The sequence below is a fragment of the Mesorhizobium sp. M1403 genome (assembly GCF_040317695.1).
GTDB lineage: Bacteria > Pseudomonadota > Alphaproteobacteria > Rhizobiales > Rhizobiaceae > Mesorhizobium.
On the sequence record NZ_JAMYKY010000002.1, the window covers coordinates 322,996 to 349,928 of the forward strand.

Annotated in this window: 23 protein-coding genes; 21 read left to right on the forward strand and 2 right to left on the reverse strand. The window is 54.8% G+C overall.

Annotation, left to right across the window (positions count from 1 at the left end):
* Nucleotides 1-72: 72 nt before the first annotated feature.
* Both NKH01_RS06270 and NKH01_RS06275 read left to right on the forward strand, forming a co-directional pair.
* Complete coding sequence (locus NKH01_RS06270) at nucleotides 73-1,701, forward strand: fatty-acid--CoA ligase (protein WP_352917113.1); 1,629 nt, start codon at nucleotides 73-75, stop codon at nucleotides 1,699-1,701.
* 83 nt (nucleotides 1,702-1,784) lie between these two features.
* Nucleotides 1,785-2,570 carry a DUF1499 domain-containing protein gene (locus tag NKH01_RS06275; protein WP_353019560.1) on the forward strand — a complete coding sequence of 262 codons (786 nt, stop codon included), beginning with the start codon at nucleotides 1,785-1,787 and terminating at the stop codon, nucleotides 2,568-2,570.
* Nucleotides 2,571-2,583: 13 nt separating this feature from the next.
* Here the strand turns inward: NKH01_RS06275 and NKH01_RS06280 are convergent, their stop codons facing one another.
* Nucleotides 2,584-3,492 carry an MBL fold metallo-hydrolase gene (locus tag NKH01_RS06280; protein WP_352917117.1) on the reverse strand — a complete coding sequence of 303 codons (909 nt, stop codon included), beginning with the start codon at nucleotides 3,490-3,492 and terminating at the stop codon, nucleotides 2,584-2,586.
* Between the two features lie 114 nt (nucleotides 3,493-3,606).
* On the opposite strand from NKH01_RS06280, the gene NKH01_RS06285 reads away from it, so the two are divergent.
* The 3 genes from NKH01_RS06285 (at nucleotide 3,607) to NKH01_RS06295 (ending at nucleotide 6,604) form a co-directional block, all read left to right on the forward strand.
* On the forward strand, nucleotides 3,607-4,197 hold the full coding sequence (locus NKH01_RS06285) for a biotin transporter BioY (protein WP_353019562.1): 591 nt from the start codon (nucleotides 3,607-3,609) through the stop codon (nucleotides 4,195-4,197).
* Nucleotides 4,198-4,598: 401 nt separating this feature from the next.
* A complete protein-coding gene (gene nusG / locus NKH01_RS06290) occupies nucleotides 4,599-5,141 on the forward strand; it encodes a transcription termination/antitermination protein NusG (protein ID WP_353019564.1) in 543 nt (180 codons plus the stop codon).
* Between the two features lie 143 nt (nucleotides 5,142-5,284).
* Nucleotides 5,285-6,604: a UDP-glucose dehydrogenase family protein gene (locus tag NKH01_RS06295; protein ID WP_353019566.1), complete on the forward strand. Its 1,320-nt coding sequence runs from the start codon at nucleotides 5,285-5,287 to the stop codon at nucleotides 6,602-6,604.
* Between the two features lie 329 nt (nucleotides 6,605-6,933).
* Here the strand turns inward: NKH01_RS06295 and NKH01_RS06300 are convergent, their stop codons facing one another.
* Nucleotides 6,934-7,137, reverse strand: a complete 204-nt coding sequence (locus NKH01_RS06300) for a hypothetical protein (protein WP_353019568.1) — start codon at nucleotides 7,135-7,137, stop codon at nucleotides 6,934-6,936.
* Between the two features lie 1,555 nt (nucleotides 7,138-8,692).
* Here NKH01_RS06300 and NKH01_RS06305 point away from each other — a divergent pair.
* The 16 genes from NKH01_RS06305 to NKH01_RS06380 all read left to right on the forward strand — a co-directional run bounded on the left by NKH01_RS06305 (nucleotide 8,693) and on the right by NKH01_RS06380 (nucleotide 26,675).
* Nucleotides 8,693-9,859 carry a sugar transferase gene (locus tag NKH01_RS06305; RefSeq protein WP_353019571.1) on the forward strand — a complete coding sequence of 389 codons (1,167 nt, stop codon included), beginning with the start codon at nucleotides 8,693-8,695 and terminating at the stop codon, nucleotides 9,857-9,859.
* A 232-nt stretch (nucleotides 9,860-10,091) separates the two neighbouring features.
* Nucleotides 10,092-11,186 (forward strand): GDP-mannose 4,6-dehydratase, encoded by a 1,095-nt coding sequence (gene gmd, locus NKH01_RS06310; protein ID WP_353019573.1) that lies wholly within the window; start codon nucleotides 10,092-10,094, stop codon nucleotides 11,184-11,186.
* Between the two features lie 18 nt (nucleotides 11,187-11,204).
* On the forward strand, nucleotides 11,205-11,963 hold the full coding sequence (locus NKH01_RS06315) for a glycosyltransferase family 2 protein (protein WP_353019829.1): 759 nt from the start codon (nucleotides 11,205-11,207) through the stop codon (nucleotides 11,961-11,963).
* A gap of 109 nt (nucleotides 11,964-12,072) precedes the next feature.
* The gene (locus NKH01_RS06320) at nucleotides 12,073-13,026 is read left to right on the forward strand and encodes a UDP-glucuronic acid decarboxylase family protein (protein ID WP_353019576.1); all 954 of its coding nucleotides are present in this window, start codon (nucleotides 12,073-12,075) and stop codon (nucleotides 13,024-13,026) included.
* A 403-nt stretch (nucleotides 13,027-13,429) separates the two neighbouring features.
* Nucleotides 13,430-14,599, forward strand: coding sequence for a glycosyltransferase family 4 protein (locus NKH01_RS06325; protein ID WP_353019579.1), 1,170 nt, complete (start codon nucleotides 13,430-13,432; stop codon nucleotides 14,597-14,599).
* The gene (locus tag NKH01_RS06330) at nucleotides 14,599-15,195 is read left to right on the forward strand and encodes a DapH/DapD/GlmU-related protein (protein WP_353019581.1); all 597 of its coding nucleotides are present in this window, start codon (nucleotides 14,599-14,601) and stop codon (nucleotides 15,193-15,195) included. The genes NKH01_RS06325 and NKH01_RS06330 overlap by 1 nt, the downstream gene beginning before the upstream one ends.
* Before the next feature lie 137 nt (nucleotides 15,196-15,332).
* Nucleotides 15,333-16,697 carry a flippase gene (locus NKH01_RS06335; protein WP_353019583.1) on the forward strand — a complete coding sequence of 455 codons (1,365 nt, stop codon included), beginning with the start codon at nucleotides 15,333-15,335 and terminating at the stop codon, nucleotides 16,695-16,697.
* A gap of 80 nt (nucleotides 16,698-16,777) precedes the next feature.
* Nucleotides 16,778-17,491, forward strand: coding sequence for a class I SAM-dependent methyltransferase (locus NKH01_RS06340; protein ID WP_353019585.1), 714 nt, complete (start codon nucleotides 16,778-16,780; stop codon nucleotides 17,489-17,491).
* A 78-nt stretch (nucleotides 17,492-17,569) separates the two neighbouring features.
* Nucleotides 17,570-18,646 carry a glycosyltransferase family protein gene (locus NKH01_RS06345; protein ID WP_353019587.1) on the forward strand — a complete coding sequence of 359 codons (1,077 nt, stop codon included), beginning with the start codon at nucleotides 17,570-17,572 and terminating at the stop codon, nucleotides 18,644-18,646.
* Nucleotides 18,647-18,960: 314 nt separating this feature from the next.
* Entirely contained in the window at nucleotides 18,961-19,830 is an 870-nt protein-coding gene (locus NKH01_RS06350; protein WP_353019589.1) for a glycosyltransferase family 2 protein, read from the forward strand.
* Between the two features lie 502 nt (nucleotides 19,831-20,332).
* Nucleotides 20,333-21,649 carry an O-antigen ligase family protein gene (locus tag NKH01_RS06355; RefSeq protein WP_353019590.1) on the forward strand — a complete coding sequence of 439 codons (1,317 nt, stop codon included), beginning with the start codon at nucleotides 20,333-20,335 and terminating at the stop codon, nucleotides 21,647-21,649.
* 27 nt (nucleotides 21,650-21,676) lie between these two features.
* Nucleotides 21,677-22,744 carry a glycosyltransferase gene (locus NKH01_RS06360; protein ID WP_353019591.1) on the forward strand — a complete coding sequence of 356 codons (1,068 nt, stop codon included), beginning with the start codon at nucleotides 21,677-21,679 and terminating at the stop codon, nucleotides 22,742-22,744.
* Nucleotides 22,744-23,958, forward strand: a complete 1,215-nt coding sequence (locus NKH01_RS06365; RefSeq protein WP_353019594.1) for a glycosyltransferase — start codon at nucleotides 22,744-22,746, stop codon at nucleotides 23,956-23,958. Before NKH01_RS06360 ends, NKH01_RS06365 begins: the two co-directional genes overlap by 1 nt.
* A gap of 163 nt (nucleotides 23,959-24,121) precedes the next feature.
* A complete protein-coding gene (locus NKH01_RS06370; RefSeq protein WP_353019597.1) occupies nucleotides 24,122-24,670 on the forward strand; it encodes an LbetaH domain-containing protein in 549 nt (182 codons plus the stop codon).
* Between the two features lie 182 nt (nucleotides 24,671-24,852).
* Entirely contained in the window at nucleotides 24,853-25,836 is a 984-nt protein-coding gene (gene galE, locus NKH01_RS06375) for a UDP-glucose 4-epimerase GalE (RefSeq protein WP_353019599.1), read from the forward strand.
* A complete protein-coding gene (locus tag NKH01_RS06380) occupies nucleotides 25,833-26,675 on the forward strand; it encodes a glycosyltransferase family 2 protein (RefSeq protein WP_353019602.1) in 843 nt (280 codons plus the stop codon). The genes galE and NKH01_RS06380 overlap by 4 nt, the downstream gene beginning before the upstream one ends.
* Nucleotides 26,676-26,933: the final 258 nt, after the last annotated feature.

Sequence of the window (26,933 nt, forward strand, 5' to 3'; positions counted from 1 at the left end):
CCAGCGCGGTTCTGGCTGGACAATCCGCCGGTTCGTCCCACAATGGCGCAAAAAAATAACGGGAGGACCAAGATGCTCGGGTTGATGCAGGAATGGCCGCTGCTTTGCCACAAGCTGATCGACAACGCCGAGCGGCAGCACGGCAGCCGCGAGATCGTGTCGCGCTCGATCGAGGGGCCGATCGTGCGCAGCACATATGCCGAAATCCATGCTCGTGCCCTGAAGGTCGCCGAGCGGCTAGAGCGTGACGGTTTCGGGCTTGGCGACCGCATCGCGACCCTGGCCTGGAACACCGCGCGCCACATCGAGGCCTGGTATGGCATCATGGGTGTCGGCGCGATCTATCACACGCTCAACCCGCGGCTCTTTCCCGAGCAGATCACCTGGATCATGAACAATGCCGAGGATAAGGCGATCTTCGTCGACCTGACCTTCCTGCCGCTGCTTGAAAAGATCGCCCGCGCGGTCAAGTCGCTGAAGCAGGTTATCGTGCTGACCGACAAGGTGCATTTGCCCGAGACTGCGCTGCCCAATGTCGTTGCCTATGAAGAATGGCTTGCTCAAGCCGACGGCAACTTCGCCTGGAAGACAGTCGATGAAAACACCGCCGCCGGCATGTGCTACACCTCGGGCACGACGGGCGACCCGAAGGGCGTCCTCTACAGCCATCGTTCGAACGTGCTGCACGCCATGATAGAAGCGATGCCCGACGCCATGGGCCTGTCGTCGCGTGATACCATATTGCCGGTCGTGCCGATGTTTCACGCCAATGCCTGGGGTCTTGCCCAGAGCGCGCCGATGATTGGCGCCAAGCTGGTCATGCCCGGCTGCAAGATGGATGGCGCTTCGATCTACGAGCTGCTCGACACCGAGAAGGTGACCTTCAGCGCCGCCGTGCCGACGGTGTGGATGATGCTCCTTCAGCATCTGGAAGAGACCGGCAAGAAACTGCCCTGTCTGCAGAAAGTCGTCATCGGCGGCGCGTCCTGTCCACGCGCGATCACGACGAAGTTCCAGGACAATTACGATGTCCAGGTCGTCCACGCCTGGGGCATGACCGAGATGTCGCCGGTCGGCACGCTGTGCACCCTGAAGCCGGACTATGCTGGGCTGAAGGGTGACGCCCGCCTCGCCGTCCAGCAGAAGCAGGGCTTTACGCCGTTCGGCATCGAAATGAAGGTAACGGACGACGACGATAACGAACTGCCATGGGACGGCAAGACCTTCGGCCGACTCAAGGTCCGCGGGCCGGCCGTCGCGCGCGCCTATTATGGCGGCATCGGATCCGAACAGTTCGATGAAGACGGCTGGTTCGATACCGGTGATATCGCGCATATCGACCCCGGCGGCTACATGCAGATCACCGATCGCGCCAAGGACGTGATCAAGTCGGGCGGCGAATGGATCTCGACCATCGAGCTCGAGAACCTCGCTGTCGGCCATCCCGACGTGGCGGAGGCCGCCGCCATCGGCATTCCGCATTCCAAATGGGGCGAGCGGCCTTTGCTCGTGGTCGTGCGCAAGCCGGGTAGGGAGCCGACCAAGACGGATATTCTCGCTTTCATGGACGGCAAGGTGGCGAAGTGGTGGATGCCGGACGACGTCGCCTTTGTCGGTGAAATCCCACACACCGCTGCCGGCAAGATCCAGAAGATTACCCTGCGTCAGCAGTTCCGGGATTATCACCTGCCGACGGATTGACCGGAGATGCGGCGTCTTTGCGCCTTCAAGCCGCCGCTGAAAGGCACTATGCCTTTGTTCGGGTTGGGGCAGCGCGGAAAGCAATGACGGTAATTGCCGAGCGACAGACATCGAGGGCTGCCGGTTGGTCGCGGCGCGCCGGCGCGTTTTCGGCGGTCCTGCTGCTGACGGTTCTCATCGGCCACCGATATGATCTCGTCGAGACGCCGGCTTTCCTGTGGGTGCTCGGCGTTGTCGCGTTGCTGGCCGCGTTTGCGCTTTTGTTTGCCGGGTTTGCCTTTGCGCGATTGTGGAATTTCGGTGATCGCGGCGGCCATGACCTGACCGCCGGCGCCTTGCTGGCGCTTCTGGTGCTCATCCCTTACGCTGTCGCGGCCTATTGGGCGGTGACCTATCCGCCGCTGCGCGACATCTCGACTGATTTTGACGACCCGCCGGCGCTCGATATTTCTACCCGGACAACGGACATGAATGAGCTTTTGCCGCCGACGCCCGGCGAGCAGCGCCTGCAAATCGAAGCTTATCCGCTTGTTACCGGACGCAGCTACACCTTGCCTTTCGATCGCGTTCTGGAGGCGGTCAAAACCGTGCTCGATCGGCGCGGCTGGCAGCTCACGGCGCCATTTCCAGACGCAGCAGGGCAAAGCGACGTGACGGTCGATGCGCTGGCCAAGAGCTTGCTGCTTGCCCTTCCCGCCGATGTCGCCATCCGCGTGACCGATGACGGCGATGCGGTCATCGTCGATATGCGCTCGGCCTCGCGTTACGGCCGCCACGACCTTGGCGACAACGCAGCGCGCATCACCGATTTCCTTGCCGAACTCGACCAGGAAGTCGCCGGCCAGGTGGGCGTGGCGCCGGCGGAATGATATCGGAAGGGTACTACTTTGCCGGTGAATAGATGCCGTCGATAGCCGGTGCGCCATCGGTGTGGACCAGACCGCGCGCCACCAGGTCTTCGAGATGGGCAAGCACCGACAGGCCGGCCGCGCCATGCAGGCGCGGGTCGGTGTCTCGATAGATCGCCTCCACCATGTCCTTGATTGTCCGGTCGCCGCTGTTGATCCGCTCCAGAATTGCCCGTTCGCGCATTTTGCGATGCGTTTTCAATCCGCGCATGAAGCTGCGCGGCTCGGTCACCGGCCCGCCATGACCGGGCAGGAGCAGCCGGTCGTCACGTTCGATCAGCCGATCGAGCGATGTCATGTAGTCGGCCATCGCGCCATCCGGCGGCGCGACGATCGTGGTTGCCCACGCCATGACGTGATCGGCCGAGAAAAGGATGCCGGTTCCCTCCAACGCGAAGGCCGCGTGATTGGCGGTGTGGCCGGGCGTCAGCACCGTCCGGATCGCCCAGCCGTCGCCGTCGATCACCATATCGTCCGGCAGCGCGATATCAGGAACAAAGTCGGTGTCGGCGCTGGCATCGAGCTGATTGACCTCGCCGGTGCGCAACGGCCGCGCCGGGCGATGCCGGCCCTCCGCCAGAACCACCGCACTGGTATGCTGCTTCAATCGCGCCGCCAGCGGCGAATGGTCGCGATGCGTGTGGCTGATGAAGACGTGGCTGACCGGCCTGGTCCCGATCGCTTCGACCAGTGTTCGAAGATGCGCCTGGTCATCCGGACCGGGATCGATCACCGCCAGCGTCTCGCGCCCGACGATATAACTGTTGGTTCCGTGAAAGGTGAACGGGCTTGGGTTCCGTGCGGTGATCCGAAGTACGTCGGGCGCAACGGCTACGCCCTGGCCGTAGGCCGGATCGAAGCGTGTATCGAATTTCAGCGCCATGCGAACGTCGCGACCTTTTTTGGGGCGAGGGCAAAACCGATTGCCGCATAGCACGGAAGCCAATATAGGAAAACGCAAGGCCGCGTTCGGCGGCAATCCGGAACGGGGAAGACTATGGCAATTGAAACGACGATGCGTCCGCTCATTTCTCTCGCTTTGCCTGAAAAGGGCGCGGCCCGGCTGGCAGGACAGCTTTTGCTGGCGATCGCCGGAACTCTGCTGCTGATCTTGTCTGCCAAGACCAAGGTCATGCTCGGACCGGTCGATATCTCGATGCAGACGCTCGCCGTCTTCCTGATCGCTGCCTCCTTCGGCATGCGCCTTGGCGTCGCCACACTGCTTCTCTACATGGCTGAGGGCGCGTTGGGCCTTCCGGTCTTCCAGAGCACACCCGAAAAGGGTATCGGCATTGCCTACATGCTCGGTTCGACCGGCGGCTATCTAGCCGGCTTCGTCATCATGGCGGCGATCGTCGGCTGGGCTGCCGACCGTGGCTGGGATCGCCATCCTATCAAGCTCTTCAATGCCATGCTGGTGGCCGAGATCGTCATGATGGCAATGGGCTTTGCCTGGCTGGCGCTGTTGATCGGCCCGGAAAAATCCTGGCAGTTCGGGGTGTTGCCCTTTATCGTCGGCGATCTGATCAAGGTTGCGCTGGCCGCGAGCCTGGTGCCGGCCGTCTGGTCGCTGTTGAAGCGGTCGTGAGCCGGTCGAGCGGAACTGAAGTCAGAACAGAACTGCACGTTGCATCGCTGTCACCATGTTGTTGCCTGACCCCCATGACTCGGCAAGCCCGTCACACTAGCTTCAAGTCGACGGACTAAGTACCAGAACCAACGGGCGATTCGGCACGACCAGCCTAACCAAACACCTGCGTATGGAAATAAATTGCTCGACATAGCATCTCCGCCAGCTGAAAAAGAAAGCGGCTCGGTGATTATTTAGGCACAGCTAAATTTCTGGACAATGTGTAGGAAATTCTTAACCCAACCGCCTTGACTCTAGTGGCTTGGTTGCTTGCTGGTATCCACACACTGTCGTAACCGTTGACCTGAGATCAGCCGCCGACCGCCGAAGGAAGACACGTGAGTAGCGCGGAAAAAACAATGAGCAAGGCAACAACCCTGTCGCCTAAACCGACCGCCGCGCCGGCAACGCGCTGGTACGCGGCCAGCGTCTTTCCCGGGAAGGAGCATGTCGCCGAGCGGCATCTCCGGATCCAGGGATTCCAGCCCTTTGTGCCGCGCTGCGAGAAAACGGTGCGTCATGCCCGGCGTCTCGAAACACGAGTTGTGGCTTATTTCCCCGGTTATATGTTCATAGCCCTTGACGTCGCGTTGCAACGTTGGCGCTCGATCAACGGAACCTTCGGTGTGCGCTCCCTGGTCATGCAAGGGGACCGGCCTTTGCCTGTCCCCTCCGGTCTGGTAGAGCGCTTCATTGCGTTGACCGGCAGGCATGGCTTGCTCGATTTCAGCGGCGGCCTCGCAGCCGGTGCTTCGGTTCGGATCCTTTCCGGCCCGTTCGCGGAAATGATCGGTCGCCTTGACCGGCTCGATCCAGCCGGAAGGGCTCGGGTTCTGGTTGCCATCATGAATGGCGAGATCCCTGTCGATCTGGATGCCAGGGATCTTGTAGCCATCGCATAGTCGCAAGCATCGAGGTGCGGCGAGGCGATGTAAATTGTTGTAGGATAGGCTCTCGGGTTTCACCCGGGAGTGCGGTAGCCGTTCGGTGGGACTAAGCGCTGTCTGACGAGATCGTCTCGTCGGCGCTGATGAGAGTAGGCGATATGCGGATAACAATGATTGGTGCGGGCTATGTAGGGCTCGTTTCGGGCGCCTGCTTCGCCGACTTTGGCCATCAGGTCTGCTGCGTCGATCGTGATGCGGAAAAGCTTGCCATGCTCAAACTCGGCAAGATACCGATCTACGAGCCAGGGCTCGACGAACTCGTCACCACGAATACCGTGCAAGGTCGGTTGCGTTTCGATGGCGATCTGGCGGATGCGGTTTCTCAATCGGATGTCGTCTTCATTGCCGTGGGCACGCCGTCACGGCGTGGCGACGGCCATGCCGATCTGTCTTTCGTCTACGAGGCGGCCGCCGAAGTTGGCCGCGCACTCAAGGGGTTCACGGTCGTGGTGACGAAATCGACCGTGCCTGTCGGTACCGGCGATGAGGTCGAACGAATCATCCTCGAGCAAAATCCCGCCGCCGATTTTGCGGTGGTCTCCAATCCGGAATTTCTTCGCGAAGGATCGGCCATCGAGGACTTCAAGCGGCCCGACCGCATCATTGTTGGAACCGATGCCGAACGGGCCAAAGCCGTGATGGGCGAGATCTACCGCCCGCTCTCGCTGAATGTCGCGCCGATATTCTATACGAGCCGGCGTACGGCCGAGCTTACCAAATATGCCGGCAACGCGTTTCTGGCCATGAAGATCACCTTCATCAACGAAATTGCCGATCTCTGCGAGCGGTTGGGAGCCGATGTGCAGGACGTCGCGCGAGGCATCGGCATGGACAATCGCATCGGCGCAAAGTTCCTTCACGCCGGCCCGGGCTACGGCGGCTCCTGTTTCCCGAAAGATACGCTGGCACTGGTCAAGACCGCGCAGGACGCGGCAAGCCCCGTGCGGCTTATAGAAACGACGGTCTCGATAAACGACCAGCGCAAGCGGGCGATGGCGCGCAAGGTGGTCGAGGCCTGCGGCGGTTCTGTGCGCGGCAAGACTGTCGGTATCCTCGGCCTTACCTTCAAGCCGAACACCGACGATATGCGTGACGCCCCCTCATTGGCCATCATTCAGGCACTCCAAGATGCAGGCGCTTCGATCAAGGCCTATGATCCGGTCGGCATGGAGCAGGCGCGCAAGATGATGAAGGGCATTGAATTCGGGGAAAGCGCCTACACGGTGGCCGACGGCGCGCACGCGATCGTCATTGTCACCGAGTGGAACGCCTTTCGGTCGCTGGATCTGAAGCGGCTCCGTGCAATTATGGCGACACCGGTAATGGTCGACCTTCGAAACGTCTACCGCGGCGAGGACGTCGTGAGGGAAGGGATAACCTATTCCAGCGTTGGCCGAGAGCGGCACCTTGCCAGGTGAACGTCCCGGCAGCCTGGAGTTCGAATTGCTTGGGGTTCTGCAGAGAACGGAAGCCGCTACTGCGGCTCCCTGATCGCCTGCTGTCGCATGTCCGTTGATGGGCGACCACTCCCATCAACATCAAGACGAAAAGCGAGACAAGCGTCTTACGATTTGCGGATGATCGCGCAGGACTTCGTCGTCGAGTGGCAGGGCCGATCCGTCGGCTCTATCTGCAAATCATTCGATAGTGCGTGCGAGGCGCCGCGCTTGGCTGGTATGACGAGACGGCAGTTTCGAAACCGACGTATCGCCCCACGTTCTTCACCACACCGCCGCCGTGGCCATCGTCAAAAATCGTACTGTGAAGCGCCGGTGTCTCTCCCGCGTAAGTAGCCAGCAAGCCACGCGTTGCCGTTCAGCGCGCCGGTCGTGGATGACGCGTCAGGAAGCAGCATCACAAGCGACCATGCCAGGATCACCGCCGTCACCATCGGAACGCCCAACCGTAAATATCGACGGACAGCAGCGGCAGGAAAACTGAATTTCTTCATCGAGACCCAACGTTCCTCGAGCCGCCTCCGAAATCCCGAAATTCATTTTCAGCTTATCGGGAATTGTAAGGCTCGTTGCGCCGAAGGCGGCATTGGTCTTCCGCGAATCGGCCTCGAGCTCCGTTTTGGGCTCCAACCGACATAGGGAACCTACCTAGATCATCTATGGCTTTATCCGCTCGGGCTCGGTCGTCCACCCCACGCTCAGGTCGCCAGTCCATCTCCTGCCGGGAAATTGTGTTTGCTGCCAGCGCTTGAATGGTCTTGTTCGTCTCCGCGGATAGCATCTGGAGGGTGCGAGCCGTTTCCAAATCGGAGGCTTTCAGGTCGTTTGTCTGTTCCCGCATAGGACAGTACACCAGCCCGCCAAGCACCACGATGATTGTCACCATGACGCCAAGCGCCCCCCAGTGTGGCTGAACTCTGATCGATGGGCCGAGCGCGGCACTGATCGGTCCACGCAACCGCAGGAAAGTGATCGCGTGGGGAATGATCCTGTCGGAGACGGCTTGTCAAAACGTCGATTCGGGCCGGCATTAGGATGATGAACAATGAACAGCTGGTCACCAGCGTCAATTCCCGGTATCTGCTCCACCACGCTTTGGTAACGATACCGTCACACTATGGTCAAATCGACGCATTAAGGACCAGAACAGCCGGCGATTCGTCGTGAGCCAGCGTAACCAGGCAGCTACGCATCGACGCAATTGCTCAATGCCGCCGCTTGGATAGCTAAAAAAAGCGGCTCGATGACTTTTTAGGCACAGCTGAAGTTGACGGACAATTAGCAGGAATTTTTTCGACGAACCGCCCTCATCCCCGCGAGATAGCTGCTTGCCGGTGTCGTTGCGCCGTCGTAACCGTTGACATCAACCATGCCGAAAACTGCCGAGAGCGAGACGCGTGATCAGCCCGAAAAAAACAAGTGTTGAGGCGACTGTAGCGTTGCAACCACCCGCAATCGGCACCGCAGCACGCCGGTATGCCGCCAGCGTATTCCCGGGAAAGAAGACGTCGCCGAGCGGCATCTTCGGATACAGGGGTTTCACAGGCCGTCCTTGTCTGCCAGCGCCGGTCGCCTTGACCGGCTCGATCCGGCCGGAAGGGCTCGCGTTCTGGTTGCCATCATGAATGGCGAGATCCCTGTCGACCTGGATTCAAGGGAACTCGTCGCAATCGCTTAATCGCGACGCGTTGCCGAGCGGGATTGGGGCGAAAAACTGTGCAAGGTCGGCTCTCGGGGTTTCACCCGGGAGTGCGGTAGCCATAGTTGCAGCCGATAGATGTTGGCAGAATATAAGTCGTGGCTGCGGCGGTAGCGTTCGTTCGTTTCGTAAGAGCTCGCTTGGGCGTGTGAAGACGCGAAAGCTCAATTTCTGCTTCTTGCGTGGGAAGGCCAGCCATCATGACCAGTTCTCGCTAACCGATCAGAGAGCGATCTGAATTGAATGCTCCTATCATAAAGCCGCAAAATCAACGGCACCTGCTGCACCGGATCAGATTTCAACTCCTTGGTGGGTTGGTTTTCGCGATTCTGAGTCCCGCACTGACTAGGATGCTGATTAATCCGAATATATTGTACTATTCCAATATCCAGATCACGATTTTAGCTGGCGTCATTGCCCATACTTTAGGATTTTTTTTCTTCCGCCGAATAGGAAATTTGCCTGGCGTCGCGGCTGCTGGCTATATATTTCCTACCTTTTCTATGTCCTATGGGCTTGTGTATTTAGTGATATTCTTATTTCGAATTGACTATAGCACTTTTCAGGCAGCCGGCAGCCTGACGCTCTCAATCCTTTGGTATTTTGGCTTGAACATCTTGAGCCGACACTTGGACCCTTACAGTCTCGCCGTGGTTCCAGGCGGGACCGTCGATCGTCTTGGAGAGATAGACGGCGTGAATTGGTATTGGCTTGACTCCCCCGACACTGTCATTGACCGTATAAGCGGCGTCGTCGCCGACCTTCGTGCCGATCTCTCCGATGAATGGGAGCGGTATATCGCCGATCGCGCTCTTTCCGGAACGCCGGTCTATCACGTCAAACAAATCAGCGAATCGTTGACAGGCCGTGTGAAGATCGAACATCTCTCCGAAAATACTTTGGGTTCGTTGAACCCAAATCAAGCCTACCTGAAAATAAAGCAAGCAATTGATTGGGTTGCCGCATTGGCTGCTTTGATTATTTTTTTGCCAATGCTTGGATTGGTGGCGCTCGCAATCAAGATTGATTCTAAGGGCCCGGTTTTATTCAGGCAGAAGCGAATGGGATATAGGGGGAATGTCTACCAGGTTTATAAATTTCGAACGATGAAAATCAACGCCGCTGTTGGGGATGAGAAAGAGGAGGCAATCACCAAGGCAGGCGATGCGCGCATTACGCATTTTGGACAATTTCTCCGGAATTCCAGGATCGATGAGTTGCCCCAAGCCATAAACATCTTGCGCGGCGAAATGAGTTGGATCGGCCCGAGGCCCGAGGCGCTCGTTCTCTCGAATTGGTATGAAGCGGAATTGCCGTTTTACCGATATCGCCACATTGTTCGACCCGGTATTACGGGATGGGCTCAGGTCAATCAGGGTCATGTGGCTGCCGTTGACGATGTGCTGGAAAAGCTCCATTACGACTTTTACTACATCAAGAATTTCTCGCCATGGCTTGACGTTTTGATCGTGTTTCGCACCATTCGGACCATGTTGACGGGATTTGGTGCTCGATAATATCCCGGCGTTCTGGCCGTCCCCCTTCGGGCGGAGCACTGGGCTGTGGTTTCAGAGCCAGAAACAATAGGTGAAACGTGCAAAACTTTGGATTGAGCCAATCGATCCATATCCCAAGAAGGCAGCAAGCCGGTGGCTCTTATAATGCAGACGGGACGCCGCTTGGTAAAGACGACATTGGCCGATTGGAGAAGACCTGCAATCGGATTTCTGAAATGGCCGGAGAAGTAAAATGACTGGAAAAGTAGCGCTCATAACCGGCGTCACGGGTCAAGATGGTGCATATCTCGCTGAATTGCTCCTCGCCAAAGGCTACCATGTGCACGGCATCAAGCGACGGTCATCGTCATTCAATACCGGTAGGATCGACAATCTCTATCAGGATCCGCATGCCCAGAACGTACGGCTCTCGCTGCACTACGGCGACATGACCGATGCAACCAACCTTATCCGTATAGTGCAAGAAGTGCAGCCTGATGAGATCTACAACCTTGCGGCGCAATCGCACGTCCAGGTGAGCTTTGAGACTGCGGAGTATACGGCGAATGCCGACGCGCTCGGAACGCTGCGTCTTTTGGAGGCGATCCGACTGCTCGGTCTGGCCAAGAAGACACGGCTCTATCAGGCGTCGACATCCGAACTCTACGGCAAGGTTCAGGAAGTTCCTCAGAGGGAAACCACCCCCTTTTATCCCCGCTCACCTTACGCTGCCGCCAAGATTTATGCCTACTGGATCACGGTAAACTACCGGGAAGCATACGACATGCACGCCTCTAACGGGATTTTGTTCAATCACGAGAGCCCTCTGCGAGGCGAGACGTTTGTGACGCGTAAGATCACCCGTGCGGCCGCGGCGATAAGCTTGGGGCTGCAGGACAGGCTGTATCTTGGCAATCTCTCTGCCGAACGCGACTGGGGGCATGCGCGCGACTACGTTGAAGGGATGTGGCGGATTCTCCAGCAGAATGCGCCGGACGACTATGTGCTGGCAACTGGGGTGAAAAACTCGGTTCGTCGCTTTGTGGAACTCGCTTTTGCCGAGGTCGGTATCGAGATTGGATGGGCTGGTTCGGGTGTCGACGAAAAAGGCATCGATACAAAATCCGGCGCCGTTTTGGTCGAAGTCGACCCGCGATATTTCAGGCCGACAGAGGTCGAGCTTCTGCTCGGTGACCCCTCGAAAGCTGAAAGAATTCTCGGCTGGAAAGCCACCACATCCCTGGCGGCCATGGTGCAGGAGATGGTGGCGTCGGACCTGGAAGCGGTTAGACAAGAATTCCAGCATCGCCGTTTGGACGAAGATCGTATTCGGATAGCAGCACAGTAGGCCCTGCGCTTGCCTGAAATGAAGATCTCGGTCCTGACCGTTTGCTGGAACTCCGCAGCGACAATCAGGCATACGCTTGACAGCTTTTTTTCCCAGAGCCACGAAAGCAAGGAGCTGATCGTGGTCGATGGCGCGTCATCGGATGAAACATTGAGTATTGTCCGTTCCTATCCACAGGAACAGATGCGTCTGGTGAGTGAACCTGATCGGGGCATGTATGATGCCCTGAACAAGGGACTGCGCCTGTACACCGGAGACGCAGTCGGAGTCCTGAATTCGGACGATTGCTATCATGATCCCTTCGCGCTGAGCAGAATCTCAAAGGCATTGCAAGAAGGTGATGTTGCGCATGGGAATCTGGATTTTGTTGAAAATCATTTGACCAAGCGCGTCGTGCGTCGATGGCGAGCGACTCCAAAGCCTTCGAAAGGCTTTCGGACCGGATGGATGCCAGCTCACCCCACATTCTATGTGACGCGCACAGTCGCGGACACTGTGGGCGACTTCGACCTTGAACTGAAAGTCGCATCTGACTACGACTGGATGCTCCGTGCCATCGAGTTGTTTGGATTCCGATCCGTTGTCATCGATCAGGTCATGATCGACATGATGCAAGGCGGTGAGAGCACCAAGGGCATTCGGTCTCACCTAGCTCACAACATCGAAGCCTTGCATTCGAGGCGCAAATGGCTCGGTTCCGGTCCGGTCGACTATGCGCTGGTCGCGAAGCCGGCTCGGAAGGTCGGTCAGTTCATTGCAGCACGAATGGGACCGTAGCCCTTCAGTGGCGTCAACGCGCATCATGGTTTTATCTGCCGGACACGATGGGCGGACCGAGCTGAGCCGGGTTGCTTCAGCATTATGTTACCTCAGCGAGTAAGGCACAATGGCCCGTATTTATGATAGCCGAAAACGCATTCTGGTGACCGGTGGCGCCGGTTTTCTGGGGTCTCATTTGATAGACAGGCTGTTGTCTCAAGGTCACGAGATTATCTGCGTGGACAATCTGTTTACCGGCACAAAGCGAAACATCGACCATCTTTACAATCACCCACGTTTTGAATTTATGCGCCACGACGTATGTTTCCCGTTATATGTCGAAGTGGATGAAATCTATAATCTGGCCTGCCCTGCGTCGCCAATTCACTATCAGCATGATCCGGTGCAAACGACGAAGACGTCCGTGCACGGGGCGATCAACATGCTGGGCCTGGCTAAGCGCTTGAAGTGCAAGATCATGCAGGCTTCAACCAGCGAAGTGTATGGAGATCCGATCGTACATCCGCAAACCGAGGCATATTGGGGGAACGTGAATCCGATCGGCCCGCGTTCTTGCTACGATGAGGGAAAGCGGTGTGCCGAAACATTATTTTTCGACTATCACAGGCAACATGGCGTAGGCATCAAAGTTGCGCGAATATTCAACACCTACGGTCCCCGCATGCACCTGAGGGATGGCAGGGTCGTCTCCAACTTCATATCGCAAGCCTTAGCTGGTGAAGACATTACCCTATACGGGGACGGCAGCCAGACTCGCTCATTTTGCTATGTCGACGATCTTATCGAAGCATTTGTTCGGTTGATGGATACGGATGCCACGGTTACCGGGCCGATCAACCTGGGTAACCCAGTCGAATATACGATGGTGGAGCTTGCGGAAGCCGTTTTGGAAATTACCGGCTCTCGTTCAAAACTGGTCCGTCAGGCTCTTCCAGCCGATGATCCGGCGCGCCGTCGCCCGGACATCTCTTTTGCCAAAGAGAACCTTAAATGGGAGCCTAAAGTAAAATTGAATGATGGGCTGAAGAAAACCGTTGAGTACTTTAAGTCTATTATTTAGTGATCAGCAAGAACTTAACCGCGATCGAGTACTCAGATCACACATTATCTAAGAATGGCAAGCGCTTCTATTGCATCCAGGTTTCGCTCATTTCAGCCATCGGGGGTCGTTGATGACCCGACGCTGGCTGAAAACAGGGCAGCCGACAGAAAGCGCAAGATCGCGAAAAGTGCCATTGCATCGGCGTTCGCAAAGGTCTCGTCGGTGTCCACCGCCCTGATCTCCGTTCCATTGTCGCTAAATTATCTCGGGCCAGAGCGCTCCGGCATGTGGATGACGATGAGTTCGTTCGTTGCCTTTCTGTCGTTTGCCGATCTGGGGCTTGGAAACGGCTTGCTGTCATTTCGCTCAAGTACTGCAGGCAGCTGGTTTTAGGTATTTGCAAGGAGAGGTTTGAAATGGGATGGTGAAGAAAGTGTTGTATTTTCACCATGCTACCGGTTTGGGAGGTGCGCCACGTAGCCTTTCGTTGCTCATCAAAGGTCTTGATCGCGAACGATTTCAACCAATCGTAGTTATGCCCAAGCGGATCGACAATGATGCGGTCAAGGCGCTATTCTCTGAAGCCGGTGCTGAGGTCCTTGAAGAGAGAAATATCCGGCCATTTAATGGTTCATCAGTGGCCCCCAATCACAAATTTGCAGGCCGCGCCTACGCGATCGCTTCATATCCACTGACCGCAAGATGCGCGAGGCGTGTAGTTAATGCAGTGCGCCCTGACCTAGTGCATCTGAATTCAACCTGCTTGGTGGCGGCCGCAGCCGGTGCTCATACGGCGTCACCAAAGTTGCCGGTGATCGCTCACGTGCGCGAACCTCTGCTCTCAAATAGGTGGGGTAGAGCACTGGCTGGACTTAATAGGAGGCACGTGAATGCCTTTATCAGCATTGACGAAGCTGGTTTGAAGACGCTAGGAGGCAACAATATAGATGGGACCGTTGTATATAACTTCGTGGACGAGGCCACGTTTCACACCGACATCACATTGGGAAAGAAATATAAGCGTGATCAAGCCTGGGAGTCAGGCGATGTAGTTTTCCTATTCCTAGCTCGTGTTGCTCCGTCAAACGGCGTCCTTGAGTTGGTGAGGTTGGTCGAATCGATTACGCAAAAATTGCATCCTGCGGCCCGATTTGTCATTGCTGGGTTTCCAAAAATCAAGACGGGCTACGCTTTGGAGGCATACGAGGCCACAAGACAGAGCGCCCGATGTGCTGCGCTGGATTTTGTGGAGACTCCGGTTCCTCTGATGTTGGCCTCTGATGTTATAATCGCTCCTTTCACAGAGCCTCATAGCGCGAGAAGTGTTTTCGAAGGTGCTGCATTAGGGAAACCTAGCCTAGTGACCAATATTCCGCATTTGGTTGAATTGGTGATTGATGGTCATACCGGAAAGGTATTCAGTTGGCATGATCCAAACTCGTTTGTATCTGCTGTCAACGAACTGTGTGACAGCCACAAGAGAGTAAAAATGGGCCGGAATTCAGTCGGATTTGCTATAAAAAATTTCAGTGGCGGGGCCGGCGTCGAGAAAACGATGTCTGTTTATGACAGAATGTTAGATAATAAATGATGTCGCATGTTGTATATATTTATAATTTGGCAACTAAATGGTATTGGTCTTTCAGAGCTCGTGTTCAACTGCGCGTCCGGGGAGTATCTCCACCAAGGGGCCTTGTGGTTCTTGGCCCGTTGGGATTGAGCGCGCGTGGCCAGATCGTTATTGGTGAGAACGTAACAATCGTAAATAGCTCACGTTTTAATCGTGCTGGCATCAATCATCCTACACAGTTGGTAGCTGGAGAGGGCGCCACGTTGACGATTGGCGACAATACTGGAATATCAGGAGCTGCAATCTTCTGCTCCAACTCGATCACTATTGGCAATCATGTGCTTATTGGTGCGAATTGTAGAATTTATGATACGGATTTTCATCCAATAGATTTTATGGAACGGCGCTACGGGCGGCCTTGCAATACTGCACCTATAATTATTGGGGATGATGTTTGGCTGGGTGAAGGTGTCACTATTTTGAAAGGAGTAAGAATTGGTGCGAGGAGCGTGATAGCGGCAGGTAGTGTGGTAACGAAAAGCGTAGGTTCGGATACATTAGCTGGAGGAGTGCCGGCAAGGTCAATCGGGCCCGTGAATGGAAGAAGAGCGGGATGACGAGCAGCTTGGGAGGATGGCGATATTGTTTGTGCGTTGCTTCGCAAAAACTTCGCGTGAAAAGTTCTTATTTTAGAGAAATCAATATGTCATCCGAGGAAGCGGTAGAAAAATGAGTAATAGAAGCGAGCCCGGTCGTGCATAAGAGCCTTGTCCTATTCAGATTGTTTTCAAAATTGACTAGGCGATACTGGAGGTATATAGCGAACTCGCTTTGGTTAATATCCGATAGGCTGCTGACAAGTCTAATGGGTCTTCTAGTGGTAGCGGTGGTGGCGCGCTATCTTGGGCCGAGTGACTTTGGGCTGCTATCATATACGTTTTCTACGGCATTGCTGTTCTCAGTAGTTGGCCAACTTGGGCTCGATGGGTTAGTGATTCGAGAGATCATCAATCGCCCTGATGATGTGCCTAGAGTACTCGGCACAGTGTTCACGTTGAAGTTTGCTGGCCATTTGTTAGGAGCTGCGGGTTTGGTCGTTTATACGCTCTTTACGAGCGTGAATTCGACCGAGCGGACGATGCTGCTTCTAGCCGCAGTCTTTATTCCCCTGGCATCACTGTCAGGATTTTTCGGTCTCTGGTTTCACTCGCGCGTTCAAGCGCGGTACAACGCGATCTCCTCCAGCATGTCAGTATTGTTGGTCGGTTTGGGAAAACTAGGGCTCGTATGGATGGGATTTACTGTGATCGCATTCGCAGCTGCGAATGTCGTTCAGGTACTAATTGGTGTTGCGCTCTCGCTCCGCTTTTACAAGCGGCAGAAAGGGCCGCCTTTGTCGCAATGGCGGTTCTCTCCGGCATTGGCCAGGCTGTTGCTTGCTGAGAGCTGGTTGCTTTTCGTTGGGTCGATATTTGGGCTAATCTACTTAAAAATTGATGTGATGATGCTTCGCTGGTTAGCTGGACCGGCAGAGGTAGGCAGGTATGCAGTGGCGGCGACCCTTTCTGAGGCGGCATACTTCATCCCTGCTGCTTTGGTGGCTAGTGTATTCCCTAAGCTGATCGAGACGGCAAAAGCCGATCAGGATTTGTTTAACAGACAGTTCCAGACCGTTTTCGACATCTTATGGCTTGCTGGACTTGGCATGATAGCCACGATGTACTTGCTCGGTGGGCCGCTTATCCGTTTTCTGTTCGGAGTTGAATATGGCCCGTCCGTTCCGATCTTGATGGTTCACGTTCTGTCTGCGCCTTTCCTGTTCATGCGGATTGCATTCACGAGGTGGACAATTATAGGGGGGGGCGCCACATTTTTCGTCTTAACCGAAGGGCTCGGCGCGCTTACTAATGTGGCTTTTAACTTTCTTCTTATTCCTCACTACGGGAGTGTGGGGGCCGCGTTTGCGACGCTCCTGTCGTATGCCACGGCTACCTACCTCACCTTGGCCATCCCGCGCCGCACAAGACCGATCTTTGTTATGATGTCGCGCTCTGCCTTTATGCCGTGGCGCACTCCCAAGGATTTCTTTGACTATGCAAGACGAAGTGCCCATGCCTGACGACTGGGCGATCCAATAGCAGGATCTTTTAACCTTCTGTGGCGACCTCCCGCGCGGAGGACCCCTTGAAGGGAATTCAAATGACTGAAACGAAGCGGAGTTACGAGCGCATGACGGTGATTAACAGGATCACGACAAAGCTGAACCGCTTTGCCCAACTTTCCAATGACACACGAGCCGCAGCCGAGTTATCCCGGCTGGGGCTGCCGTACTTGCCGTGGTCCGATGCGTCCCTGCTTCCTTCAGCTCTGCAGGTCGTTCTTAACGAAATTGAAATCAACTCTCGCAAAACAATCGTGGAATTTGGAAGCGGCATATCCACAATCTACATTGCTAAAGTGCTGTCGCGGGTTGGCGGTCGAATTGTCAGCTTCGAGAGCGATGTAGAGTGGGCAACTTTCGTTGAAGACCGTCTATCGGCTTTGAATCTATCCGAATTTGTATCGGTCGTTCGCGCCCCATTGGGACCCTCCAAATTGAGCAGAAACAACTTAAACTGGTACGATCAAGGAATCGTTGCCTCAGCGTTAGAAGATTTGTCGATTGATTGTGTGCTCATCGATGGCCCTCCTGCTTATGAAGTGGGCTATGAAATGGCGCGATATCCTGCACTGCCGGCGCTCAAGGAACACCTTGCGCAAGATTACGTCGTGTTTCTTGATGATATTCATCGCGCTGGAGAACAGAAGATACTACAGCTCTGGAGTGATCAATTTGGCATAAAATTTCTTCGATATTTCTCAAAGGGTAACATATCGCGCGGTGTCCACGGCACGGCACATTTTACTGTGTGAGCCGTGCTCATTTTGGTTCTTTTGTTCCACTGAACGAGACGTCGAAAAAATCCTTGTGATATTGGGGAAGATTCGAGGATGACGAACGTGCCGGCCGCCATCGATAGGGTGCGTACCGCGAGGGAACATCTCGTCTACTCAGTCACGACCACCGGTCATCGTCAATCCTATCTCGATACACTAAGCGCAATCTTCGCGCTCCAGCCAGTATCAGGACGGATGAATTTCACCCTGTTCCGGAGACTCGTGGCCGCGGAGCGTCTGCTGTTTGCCATGCTCGACGAGGACATGGTGTCCTTTGCAGCGATCGCGGCCGCTCGTAGCGCGCTTGGCCGCCCAACCGTGGCGCTATTCCTACGTGCCCAGAAATGCTTCGAGACCGGGCGCTGGGTCCATCCTTTGAAGCGCTACGCCTTTCGCGCGTTGCGCTTGTTGCCGCGGTTGACGGTGGCGTCGATCACGCCGTTCGACGTGGCTCCCCGCCATGCCGAGGTCGCGCATTGTGGTGTGTTCGATCCGCAATATTGGGACCTGCATGATGGCGAGACCTTGCGACGGCCCGGCAGCACCCAACTGTCGGAAGACGTGGTAAGGCGTGCCGCAGGCAGGTCCGTGCTGTCCGTCATTGGGACCTTGAGTGCAAATAAGGGGCTCGCCTTCCTGGTGGAAACGCTGGAGCGTCATCCGAATATCACCGAGAAAGTGCTGGTTGTCGGGGCAGGCTCCGTGCCAGCGCCAGCTGCCGAGTTCGTTGCACGGCTTAAGAGGGCCGGAGCGCTGATCATTGACCGGTTCATCACCGACTCGGAACTCGAGAGCCTCTACGGCGTCACCGATATGGTTTGGGCCTGCTACTCGCCGGACTATGATCAGGCGTCTGGCATCTTCGGTCGCGCAATGCAGCTCGGTATCGAGCCAGTGACGCGCGAGGGATCGGTGATTGCCGCCTTCGCGGCAGCTAACGGCATTGGCCATATCGCCGTTGCCTACGGACATCACGAGGCACTGGGCGAACTTTTGTTGGGCCCTCCTATATGCTCAGGGCCAACTAATTCCCTCCTGCCAAGTGACCGGGGCGCACTCATCGGCGGATGGAGGCAGCAGTTCATTGACACGATTGGAGCCGGCATTTCCGGCTCAGAACGTGCCGCTTGAAAACCCACGGACTTACGGGCAGCGGTCGCTCGATATCGGCGGTCCCGAGGAAGAACCGTTATTGAGATGCCTCGGTCAGATGTTGCGTCAATATAGGATCGAAGTCGTAAATGCGTGGTGCGTGGGAGGTTGGTCATTGTTTGTGACGCGTTCTCCAAGAGCCTGGAGCATGTTCCTTCTTGGCGAACGCCAATAAAGTTCAAGATCAGAGAAACAAGAGGGTGAGATAATGTTTTTTCTGCGAAAGAGAGAGGTAATTAGCGTCACATCTGTGCAATGGTGCTTTGAGAGCCATGCCTATTTCGAGCGCGTAGATGGACGTTAAAGATGATGTTGACAGCCGTCTGTCGGTAACGTTCGCTTGCATCGTTCCAACGTATCGTCGTCCTCTGTTGCTGGAACGGGCACTGAAGAGTTTGGCGATGACGAAAAATGATGAGATAATAGTTATCGTCGACGACGAGGAGAGATTCCTGGGTGAATCGGTGTCGCTTGCCGCCGGCAGCATCGATGGCGTTCGTGTGATTTCTACTGGTGGCCGGTTGGGAGGAGCAGGCGCCAGAAACCTTGGCATGCTCGCATCCAGGTGCGAATTTGTTATATTCCTGGATGATGACGACGAGGCATTGCCGGATAGAAACCAGGTGTTCCGTCAAGAGATCGAGCGATATCGCCGGCAACATGGAGTTCTGCCGGACACACTCCTTGCTCCTGTTTTGGTGAGATCGAGCTCAGATGCTTACGTTATTTCTGAAAAGGAGTGTAAAAAGCGATTTGTGAAGCCCGACGGCAGTTTCGATTTTTACGGGAATCTTCGTAAATTTAGCAGGTTTCAGATTGGTGGGGTCTGTGTCAGGCGTGAGCATGCGACAGGCAATCTATTTATGCCAAAGCTAAAGAAGTTCCAAGACACACAATTTGTATTGGATGTTACGTATAAATCGAACGTTGCTGTCGTTGATATTCCCGTTTCGATATACGATCTCCACATGGGGGGCGGTGTCTCGTTTAACTTAGATCTTGCAGGGCGAAAGAAAGACATCGGCTCATTTTCACGTCTATTCGCGCATCTCCTCCTGTCTGGTAAGATGGATTTTCTGGGTATTTTTCGCTGGTCGCTTAGATGCGCCTATGTCGTAGAACGATTGCTGATCGAATATTGGAAGTCGCTTTTAAGACGCTGATGTTCCTGGTGAGCGCGTCGTCTTCGCCGGCAGGGCCTCATCGTCAGCACCACCACCGGCTGGACGGTTCCGTGAAGTCCCCGTTCCGCCTCAACATCTCCTCAAAGTTTTTCGCGGCGAAGCGCGCCTGCCAGGGCTGCACACAAGTCCTGGATTTGCCGATTCGTTCAATAATCTCGATGGCGTCCACGTTCCCGGCATTCTACACGATGATCTTGGCACGCCAGGCCTGCTTCTGTGGCGTGCTACGATCCTCAATCACGGCCGCCGGACGGCGCAAGGATATTCCTGTGCGCATTGCAAGACTCGCATGAATGCGCGTCAAAGGGAATCCGCTCGGGGTCGCTATGCCAGACGGAAGCCACTAGAGTATTTTTCCAACCATGCGGAATTATCTAGCGTCGCGGAAATGTGGCTGAAACAAATAGGGCAGGTCCAGGTTTCTGTGAAACGGCTAACTGCCCTGGCTGTAAAGTAATGAGCGCGGACCTCCGATGAGATGATGGCAAGTAATGAAGTCGGTAAATCCTCCCGAATCGGGAGATTGATTGTTGTGGTGGCCTCGGGCGCCGCGCTGTGGTTTGCCGCTTTCGCCAGGGCGCAAGATTTCGAAGGCCAACTATATGCTCCCATGAATGGCCCACTCGAAGCACTATTCTCTCAGGGGCGGACCTTGTCGCTAGGCGCAATGTTGCTGGCGATTGCGGTCACATTGAAATCTGGCAAACGGCTTAATCGCGCAGCTTGGCGTAACGCATCGTTTTACGTCGCGGCGGTTAACCTAATTATTCTCATAAAATTGATGCTGTACGGCAATTATAGCATTTTCTTTCAAGGATCATTCGCAATATTCGTTCAATTAAGTTTATTCGTTCTGTGCACATACGTGCACGAGCAAGACGATATTATGAGAAGAAGCGGTGTATCCTATGTGGCGGAGGCTCTATACGTTTTTTCTGTATTATTTATTCTAACTAACATATACGTATACATATATTTTGAGCACAGTTCGACAGTTCTCCTCAGTAAACGATTTTTTGGAATAACGGCAAACCCTCAGCATTTGGCAATGTCAATTGCGTTGTGCACTCCGGTACTGTTGTATTATATTGTTCGATATGGGGTGTTTAGGATTGCTGGTCTTTCCTCCGCTCTTTTGTTGTCAATTGTGCTTTTCATCGAATATTTGACCGGATCGCGCCTTGGGTTTCTCTCTTCCATGATATGTATCGCTGCAGCGAGCCGCTATTTTCTGGATTGGCGACGTTTCCTTTACCTGATGAGCCTGGGCATCCTGGTTTTGCCGATAGCTTACGTCTCATTTTATGCCTCGACGTCCGAGTTGATTTGGTCACGTTTTATTGAGGGCCGCACCGATACCCGCTCTGATACATGGGCGTCTGGATGGGACGCATTTCTTCAGAATCCTTGGTTTGGTGGGGCACCAGGCGGAGATCCTCCAAGATACGGCTTTATCGAGAGCACGTGGATATCTGCAGCATACAGTGGCGGATTTGTTGCGCTCGGAATCTTGCTGGTTTTTCTCTTTTTGGTAATTGGATACTTATTTAAATTGAATTTTTTGAGGGGTAAAAGAGTTGTCAATAGTGAGTACATAGATTTCTACATGATGGCAATTGTTGTATGTGTATTTATGAGCTTTATTGAAGCTGCATTTCTTGGCGTTTTCGCGACTCACACAATGATGGTTTATCTGTATGCAGCAGGAGCAGGATCACTTGCCAGTAGCTCGAGGCGGTTGCTGTACGGTAGGCATAGGTATCCTATTGGAGCTGGGCGATATTATGTTGGCCGCTAGCAGCGGATGCAAAGGTGGAAACTGGGCATGACCTCACGCAGTATTGAGTCTATAGCGTTTGCCTGGCCGAGCCTTCCTAATTACGCGGCGCGTTGCATTCGCTCCGTTATCGAGAGATTTCCCGGAAAGGTAACGGTCATTGGAACCCGGCCTGTTTTTCCCCTCGTCGGCATGGAGAGTCATCTCGGCCAGGCTGTGCACTGGATCGACGGCCGAGATGCCAAAACAGACTGGGCCAGCCTCGGGCTGCGTTCGCCCGACCTGTTTTTCCAAGGAGGGTTTTACTGGCCTGCGTTCAATTCGCTTGGCGCGAGCTGCCGGTCGGATGGTGGAAAAGTGGTGCTGCAAACCGATTCGAACTGGCAAGGAACTCCACGCCAGCGTTTGCTAGATCCGATACGACATCGGCTTTTTTTTAGGCGGCGCTTCGACGGCGTGTTCGTGCCGGGCGTCTCCGGAACGCTATACGCCGCGCGCATGGGTTACCGGCCAGCCACGGTGCTGCAGGGACTGTATGGCGCCGATCCCGCAGTATTCAACGGGGAGGCGGCGCTGCATTCGCGCCCCAAGCGTTTTTTGTTTGTAGGAAGATTCGTCGAGGTGAAGTTCGTCGTCGGCCTGGCGAAGGCATTCGCAGACTTCGCTGTGGGCAATCCAGACTGGTCTCTTCAGATCTGCGGGGCCGGGCCATTGCGCGACCAGTTGCCGGATCATCCGCAAATTCAGGTCACCGATTTTCTTCAGCCGGCACAACTGGCCGACGTGTTTCGAAATGCACGCTGCCTAGTCCTTCCGTCCTTGTACGAGCCTTGGGGGTTGGTGGCGCATGAAGCTACCCTTAGTGGGTGTGCCCTTGCCTTGTCGCAGGTTGTTGGCTCGGCGCCAGACCTGGCAACAGAAAGCAACTCGGTTTTGTTTCGTTCTGGTGAAGTAGGCGCCATCACCGAGGCACTGCGGTCGATCGCTTCCTGGGATACAATCCGCTGGCAGGAGGCCGAGGTCGCGTCTCGGTCGGTGGCCGCGAAATTTGGACCCGAACCTTTCGCCAATGCCGTTGCCCAATTTCTCGAAAGATTTGGAACAAAATATGACTGATGATCTACGGAAGAGATGTCGTCTATCCCCATTTACTATCGACCGGCTGCTTCGGTGAGTGTGCGCCTATGCGAGTAGCAATGGTGGTGGCTAGCATTTCGCGCTCAGGCGGCGGTGTCGCGGCTGTTGTCGAGTCCCTCGCGCGGTATGTGGCGGACTCCGGCGTTGAGGTGGGCGTATTCAGCCTCGCCGATGAGGCTTGGCGCGCTGGCGATAATCAAACATGGAGCGGACCGACACCAAAAATCTATACGCGGATAGGGCCTCGGTCGTTAGGTTACGCACCCATGATGGCGCGTGGGCTGATAGATTGGAATCCTGATTTAGTTCACCTTCATGGTCTCTGGATGCATCCGTCCCGCTCGGTCCTGCAGTGGACGAACGCAACCGGAAGACCCTATATCGTATCACCTCATGGAATGCTGTCGCCAACCGCCTTAAGCTTCTCCCCTACAAAGAAACGGATATCGCTCGCTCTATTCCAGAGAGAGAGTCTTGCAAAAGCCGCATGTCTCCATGCAACTGCCGAGGAAGAAGCCGCTGAGTTTCGTATTTTCGGCTTAAACAACGATACGGTTGTTGTGCCGAACGGAATTGATGTTCCAGAACTTAACGATATTGAATCCCGCCAAGTTGGGAAGAAAACAATTCTGTACCTTGGAAGGATTCACCCCAAAAAAGGCCTCGATACGCTCATAAACGCATGGCAGCGTATCGAATGTGAATACAAGGACTGGCAATTAAAGATAATTGGCCCTCCCGAGGGAGGACACCTGGAGCATTTGCAGCAACTGGTGGCAATTTCTGGTGTGAAAAGCGTTCTGTTTGGCGAAGCCATATATGGACAGGAAAAGCAGGAAGCGTACCAAGATGCGGAGATCTTTGTGCTGCCCACAAGAAATGAAAATTTCGCATTGGTTGTCCCTGAAGCTTTGGTCAATATGACACCAGTCATCTCCACAAAAGGCGCGCCTTGGAAAGGGCTGATCGAAAATGGCTGTGGTTGGTGGATCGATCACGGGGTCGAACCACTCGCCGAGGCGCTGGCGGTAGCCATGGCAACGCCAAAGGAAGTGCTTGCTTCCATGGGGACAAGAGGGCGAGAGTGGATGATCCGCGATTACTCGTGGACAAGGATTGCAGCCGATATGGTTGCCGCGTACACGAACATTTTGCGGGGAACTCAGCGCGCGGAAAGTAGTCGCATGGGCTAAGGCGGTGTCGCTCGCAGAGAGTTGCACCGCGATAGGGCGACGGGATCGGGCGTGACGGATCGTGATTCGTCTAGGCTGGCATTGCCAGAAAGGTGCAGGCGGTCTATCGCTGGTTCTCGAAAATGATGACCGACCTAGTTGCGCGCGCGTGGATTTAGTCGACGTGAGAGATGAATTCAAGCTCGACGTTGCCGGCAACCGCGCCGCGCGCAAATGGTCGAGACGAGAGCTCGCCGGCCGCTTCTTCTGGGATCTTTCGCGCCCGTTGTTTGCCTGGAGCCCGCGGCCTTTTTGGGGATGGCGAAGGGCTGTTCTGCGCTTGTTCGGCGCCCGGATTGGGCGCGAAGTGCATATTTATCCGACTGTTCGGATCACCATTCCATGGAACCTCACGATCGGCGATCAGTCGGCGGTTGGCGATCGGGCCATCCTTTACGCCCTCGGACCCATCTCACTGGGCGACCGGGTCACCGTTTCACAGGGAGCGCATCTGTGCGCGGGCACGCATGACTACCGCGACCCTACCATGCCTCTGGAAAAGCGCCCGATCGTCATTGGATCAGGGGCTTGGATTTGTGCGGATGCCTTCATCGGTCCCGGTGTGACGGTTGGTGCCAGCGCGATCGCTGGGGCTAGATCGGTCGTAATGAAGAATGTCGATGAAAAAACCATCGTGGTCGGAAACCCCGCAAAGAAAGTCGGCCTTCGTTGAAAAAGAGTAGACGAATCGCCAAGAAATTCCATCAAGACAGTAAGTTGGTTCGCAAGGGAAACCGGTCTCACCCGTAAGGAACTTCTACGCCATCAGCAATCAAACCATCGATTGTTGCTCATGTCGATCCGGGCAGCGCATCTTTAAACGCAAAGTAAATTGACAAGTTGAGGGGTAAAGCCTTGAGTGAGCGAAATATCCTCGTAACTGGGGGCGCAGGATACATCGGTAGCCATGTTTGCAAGGCTCTATCGGCACATGGATATACCCCGGTCACTTACGACTCTTTAGTCACCGGTCACCGCAGTGCCGTGAAGTGGGGACCGCTAGAAGTGGGCGACATAAGTGACCCGCAACGTCTCGATAAAGTAATTTCGACCTACAACCCGCTTGCCGCTATTCATTTCGCTGCCGCTGCTTATGTCGGCGAGTCGGTTGTTGATCCGGAGAAATATTACCACAACAATGTTGCAGGAACTATATCCTTGGTAAGCCGGCTCAGAGCGCGGAATGTCGACAAGATTGTTTTTTCGTCTAGTTGCGCCACCTATGGCATTCCAGAGAGGTTGCCCATAACCGAAGCTGACGATCAAAGACCCATAAATCCATATGGGAGAACAAAGCTCGCTTCTGAAAGTATGCTGAAGGACTATTCAGAGGCCTATGGGGGAACAAGTATAGCTCTTCGCTACTTTAACGCGGCGGGTTGCGATATCGATGGTGAGATTGGTGAATCGCATGATCCAGAAACTCATTTGATACCACTCGTGTTGTTGGCGGCTCGTGACCAGAAAAGAACTGTAAGCGTATATGGGACAGATTACGACACTCCGGATGGAACATGTATTCGTGACTATGTCCATGTTTCTGACCTTGCGACCGCACATGTTGCTGCTTTGAATTTAGCACTGTCCGCGCCGCCTCTGGGTTTCCGGGGTGTTAATCTTGGTGCAGGCGTGGGTATTTCGGTCAAGGAGATCATTGCGGTCACTGAGCGATTTACCGGGCGTCGGATTGCGGTAGAGTATAAGGATCGTCGAAGTGGAGACCCCGCTCTCCTTGTGGCAGATGCTTCGCTGGCGCAGAAAATTCTGGGGTGGTACCCGCGTCATTCCGATATAGAAACCATAGTCTCAACGGCGTGGGCCTGGATGACAAAAGAATGAAGGTTTCAGTTTTATTAATAACATACAATGAAGAGAAGAATCTACCAAGATGTTTAGACGCACTCAGCTGGTGTGATGATATTGTTGCGGTGGATTCGGGAAGCATCGATAAATCGGTTGATATTGTGCAAGCTGCAGGTGGTCGGGTATACCACAGACGTTTTGACGATTTTGCACGCCAAAGAAATTTTGGGCTCAATGAGATTGATTTCAAGCATGAATGGATTTTGCATCTCGACGCTGACGAAGTCGCGACGGATAAATTTACGAAAGCTCTTAATAACCTTGAACCCAGTCAAGGGATATACGCTTATCTTGTTCCCTCGAAGACTATGCTGAATGGCCGTTGGCTAAAAAACGCGGGGATGTATCCGTCATATCAGGTTCGTCTTGGTCGCCGAGACAAGTTACGGTTCAAACAGGTAGGTCATGGCCAGAGGGAGGATTTGCCGCCTGAGCAAGTCGGAATGTTCCCGGAGCCGTACTTACACTTCAATTTTTCGCAGGGAGTAGCGGCATGGCTAAGAAAGCACGTTCGCTACGCGGAGGACGAAGCCCGTGTCTTGCTAAGGAGCGATAGTGGCGAGGATCACGTCACTGTCCACTCACAGGTCAGTCGTCGCCGCTGGGCAAAACGCCTTGCCAACCGTCTTCCACTACTATCCCGTCCATTTGCGCGATTCTTCTATGTATATATTTGGCGCAGGGGTTTTATGGATGGTTCCAGCGGCCTTTTATATGCGACGATGCTGGCCACATATGAGGCAATGATCGCGGTTATTGCGATGAGCGGGCGTTCCGAGCTTAATTCGGGGTCCGAAGAATATCGCGATATTTGATTGAAGTCGCGGTCCACCGGGTTCGCTGAATTGCAGAACTTAAATGTGATCCTACGCCCGATCACAAAATCTTCGGCCCCCAGTCATATAAAAAAGGCGAGTCCACAAGATGATCCAGGTTACGGCTGCCCGATATAAGCACGCCCCGGGGAAATTCTGCTGGGAGCGAAAAGTTAGTGTGGAAGAGGGTCGCCGCAGAACGGTTGAATACTTTGGTGGAATCGTGTGAAGCAATTCAAGGCGCGGCGGTGGCGAGCC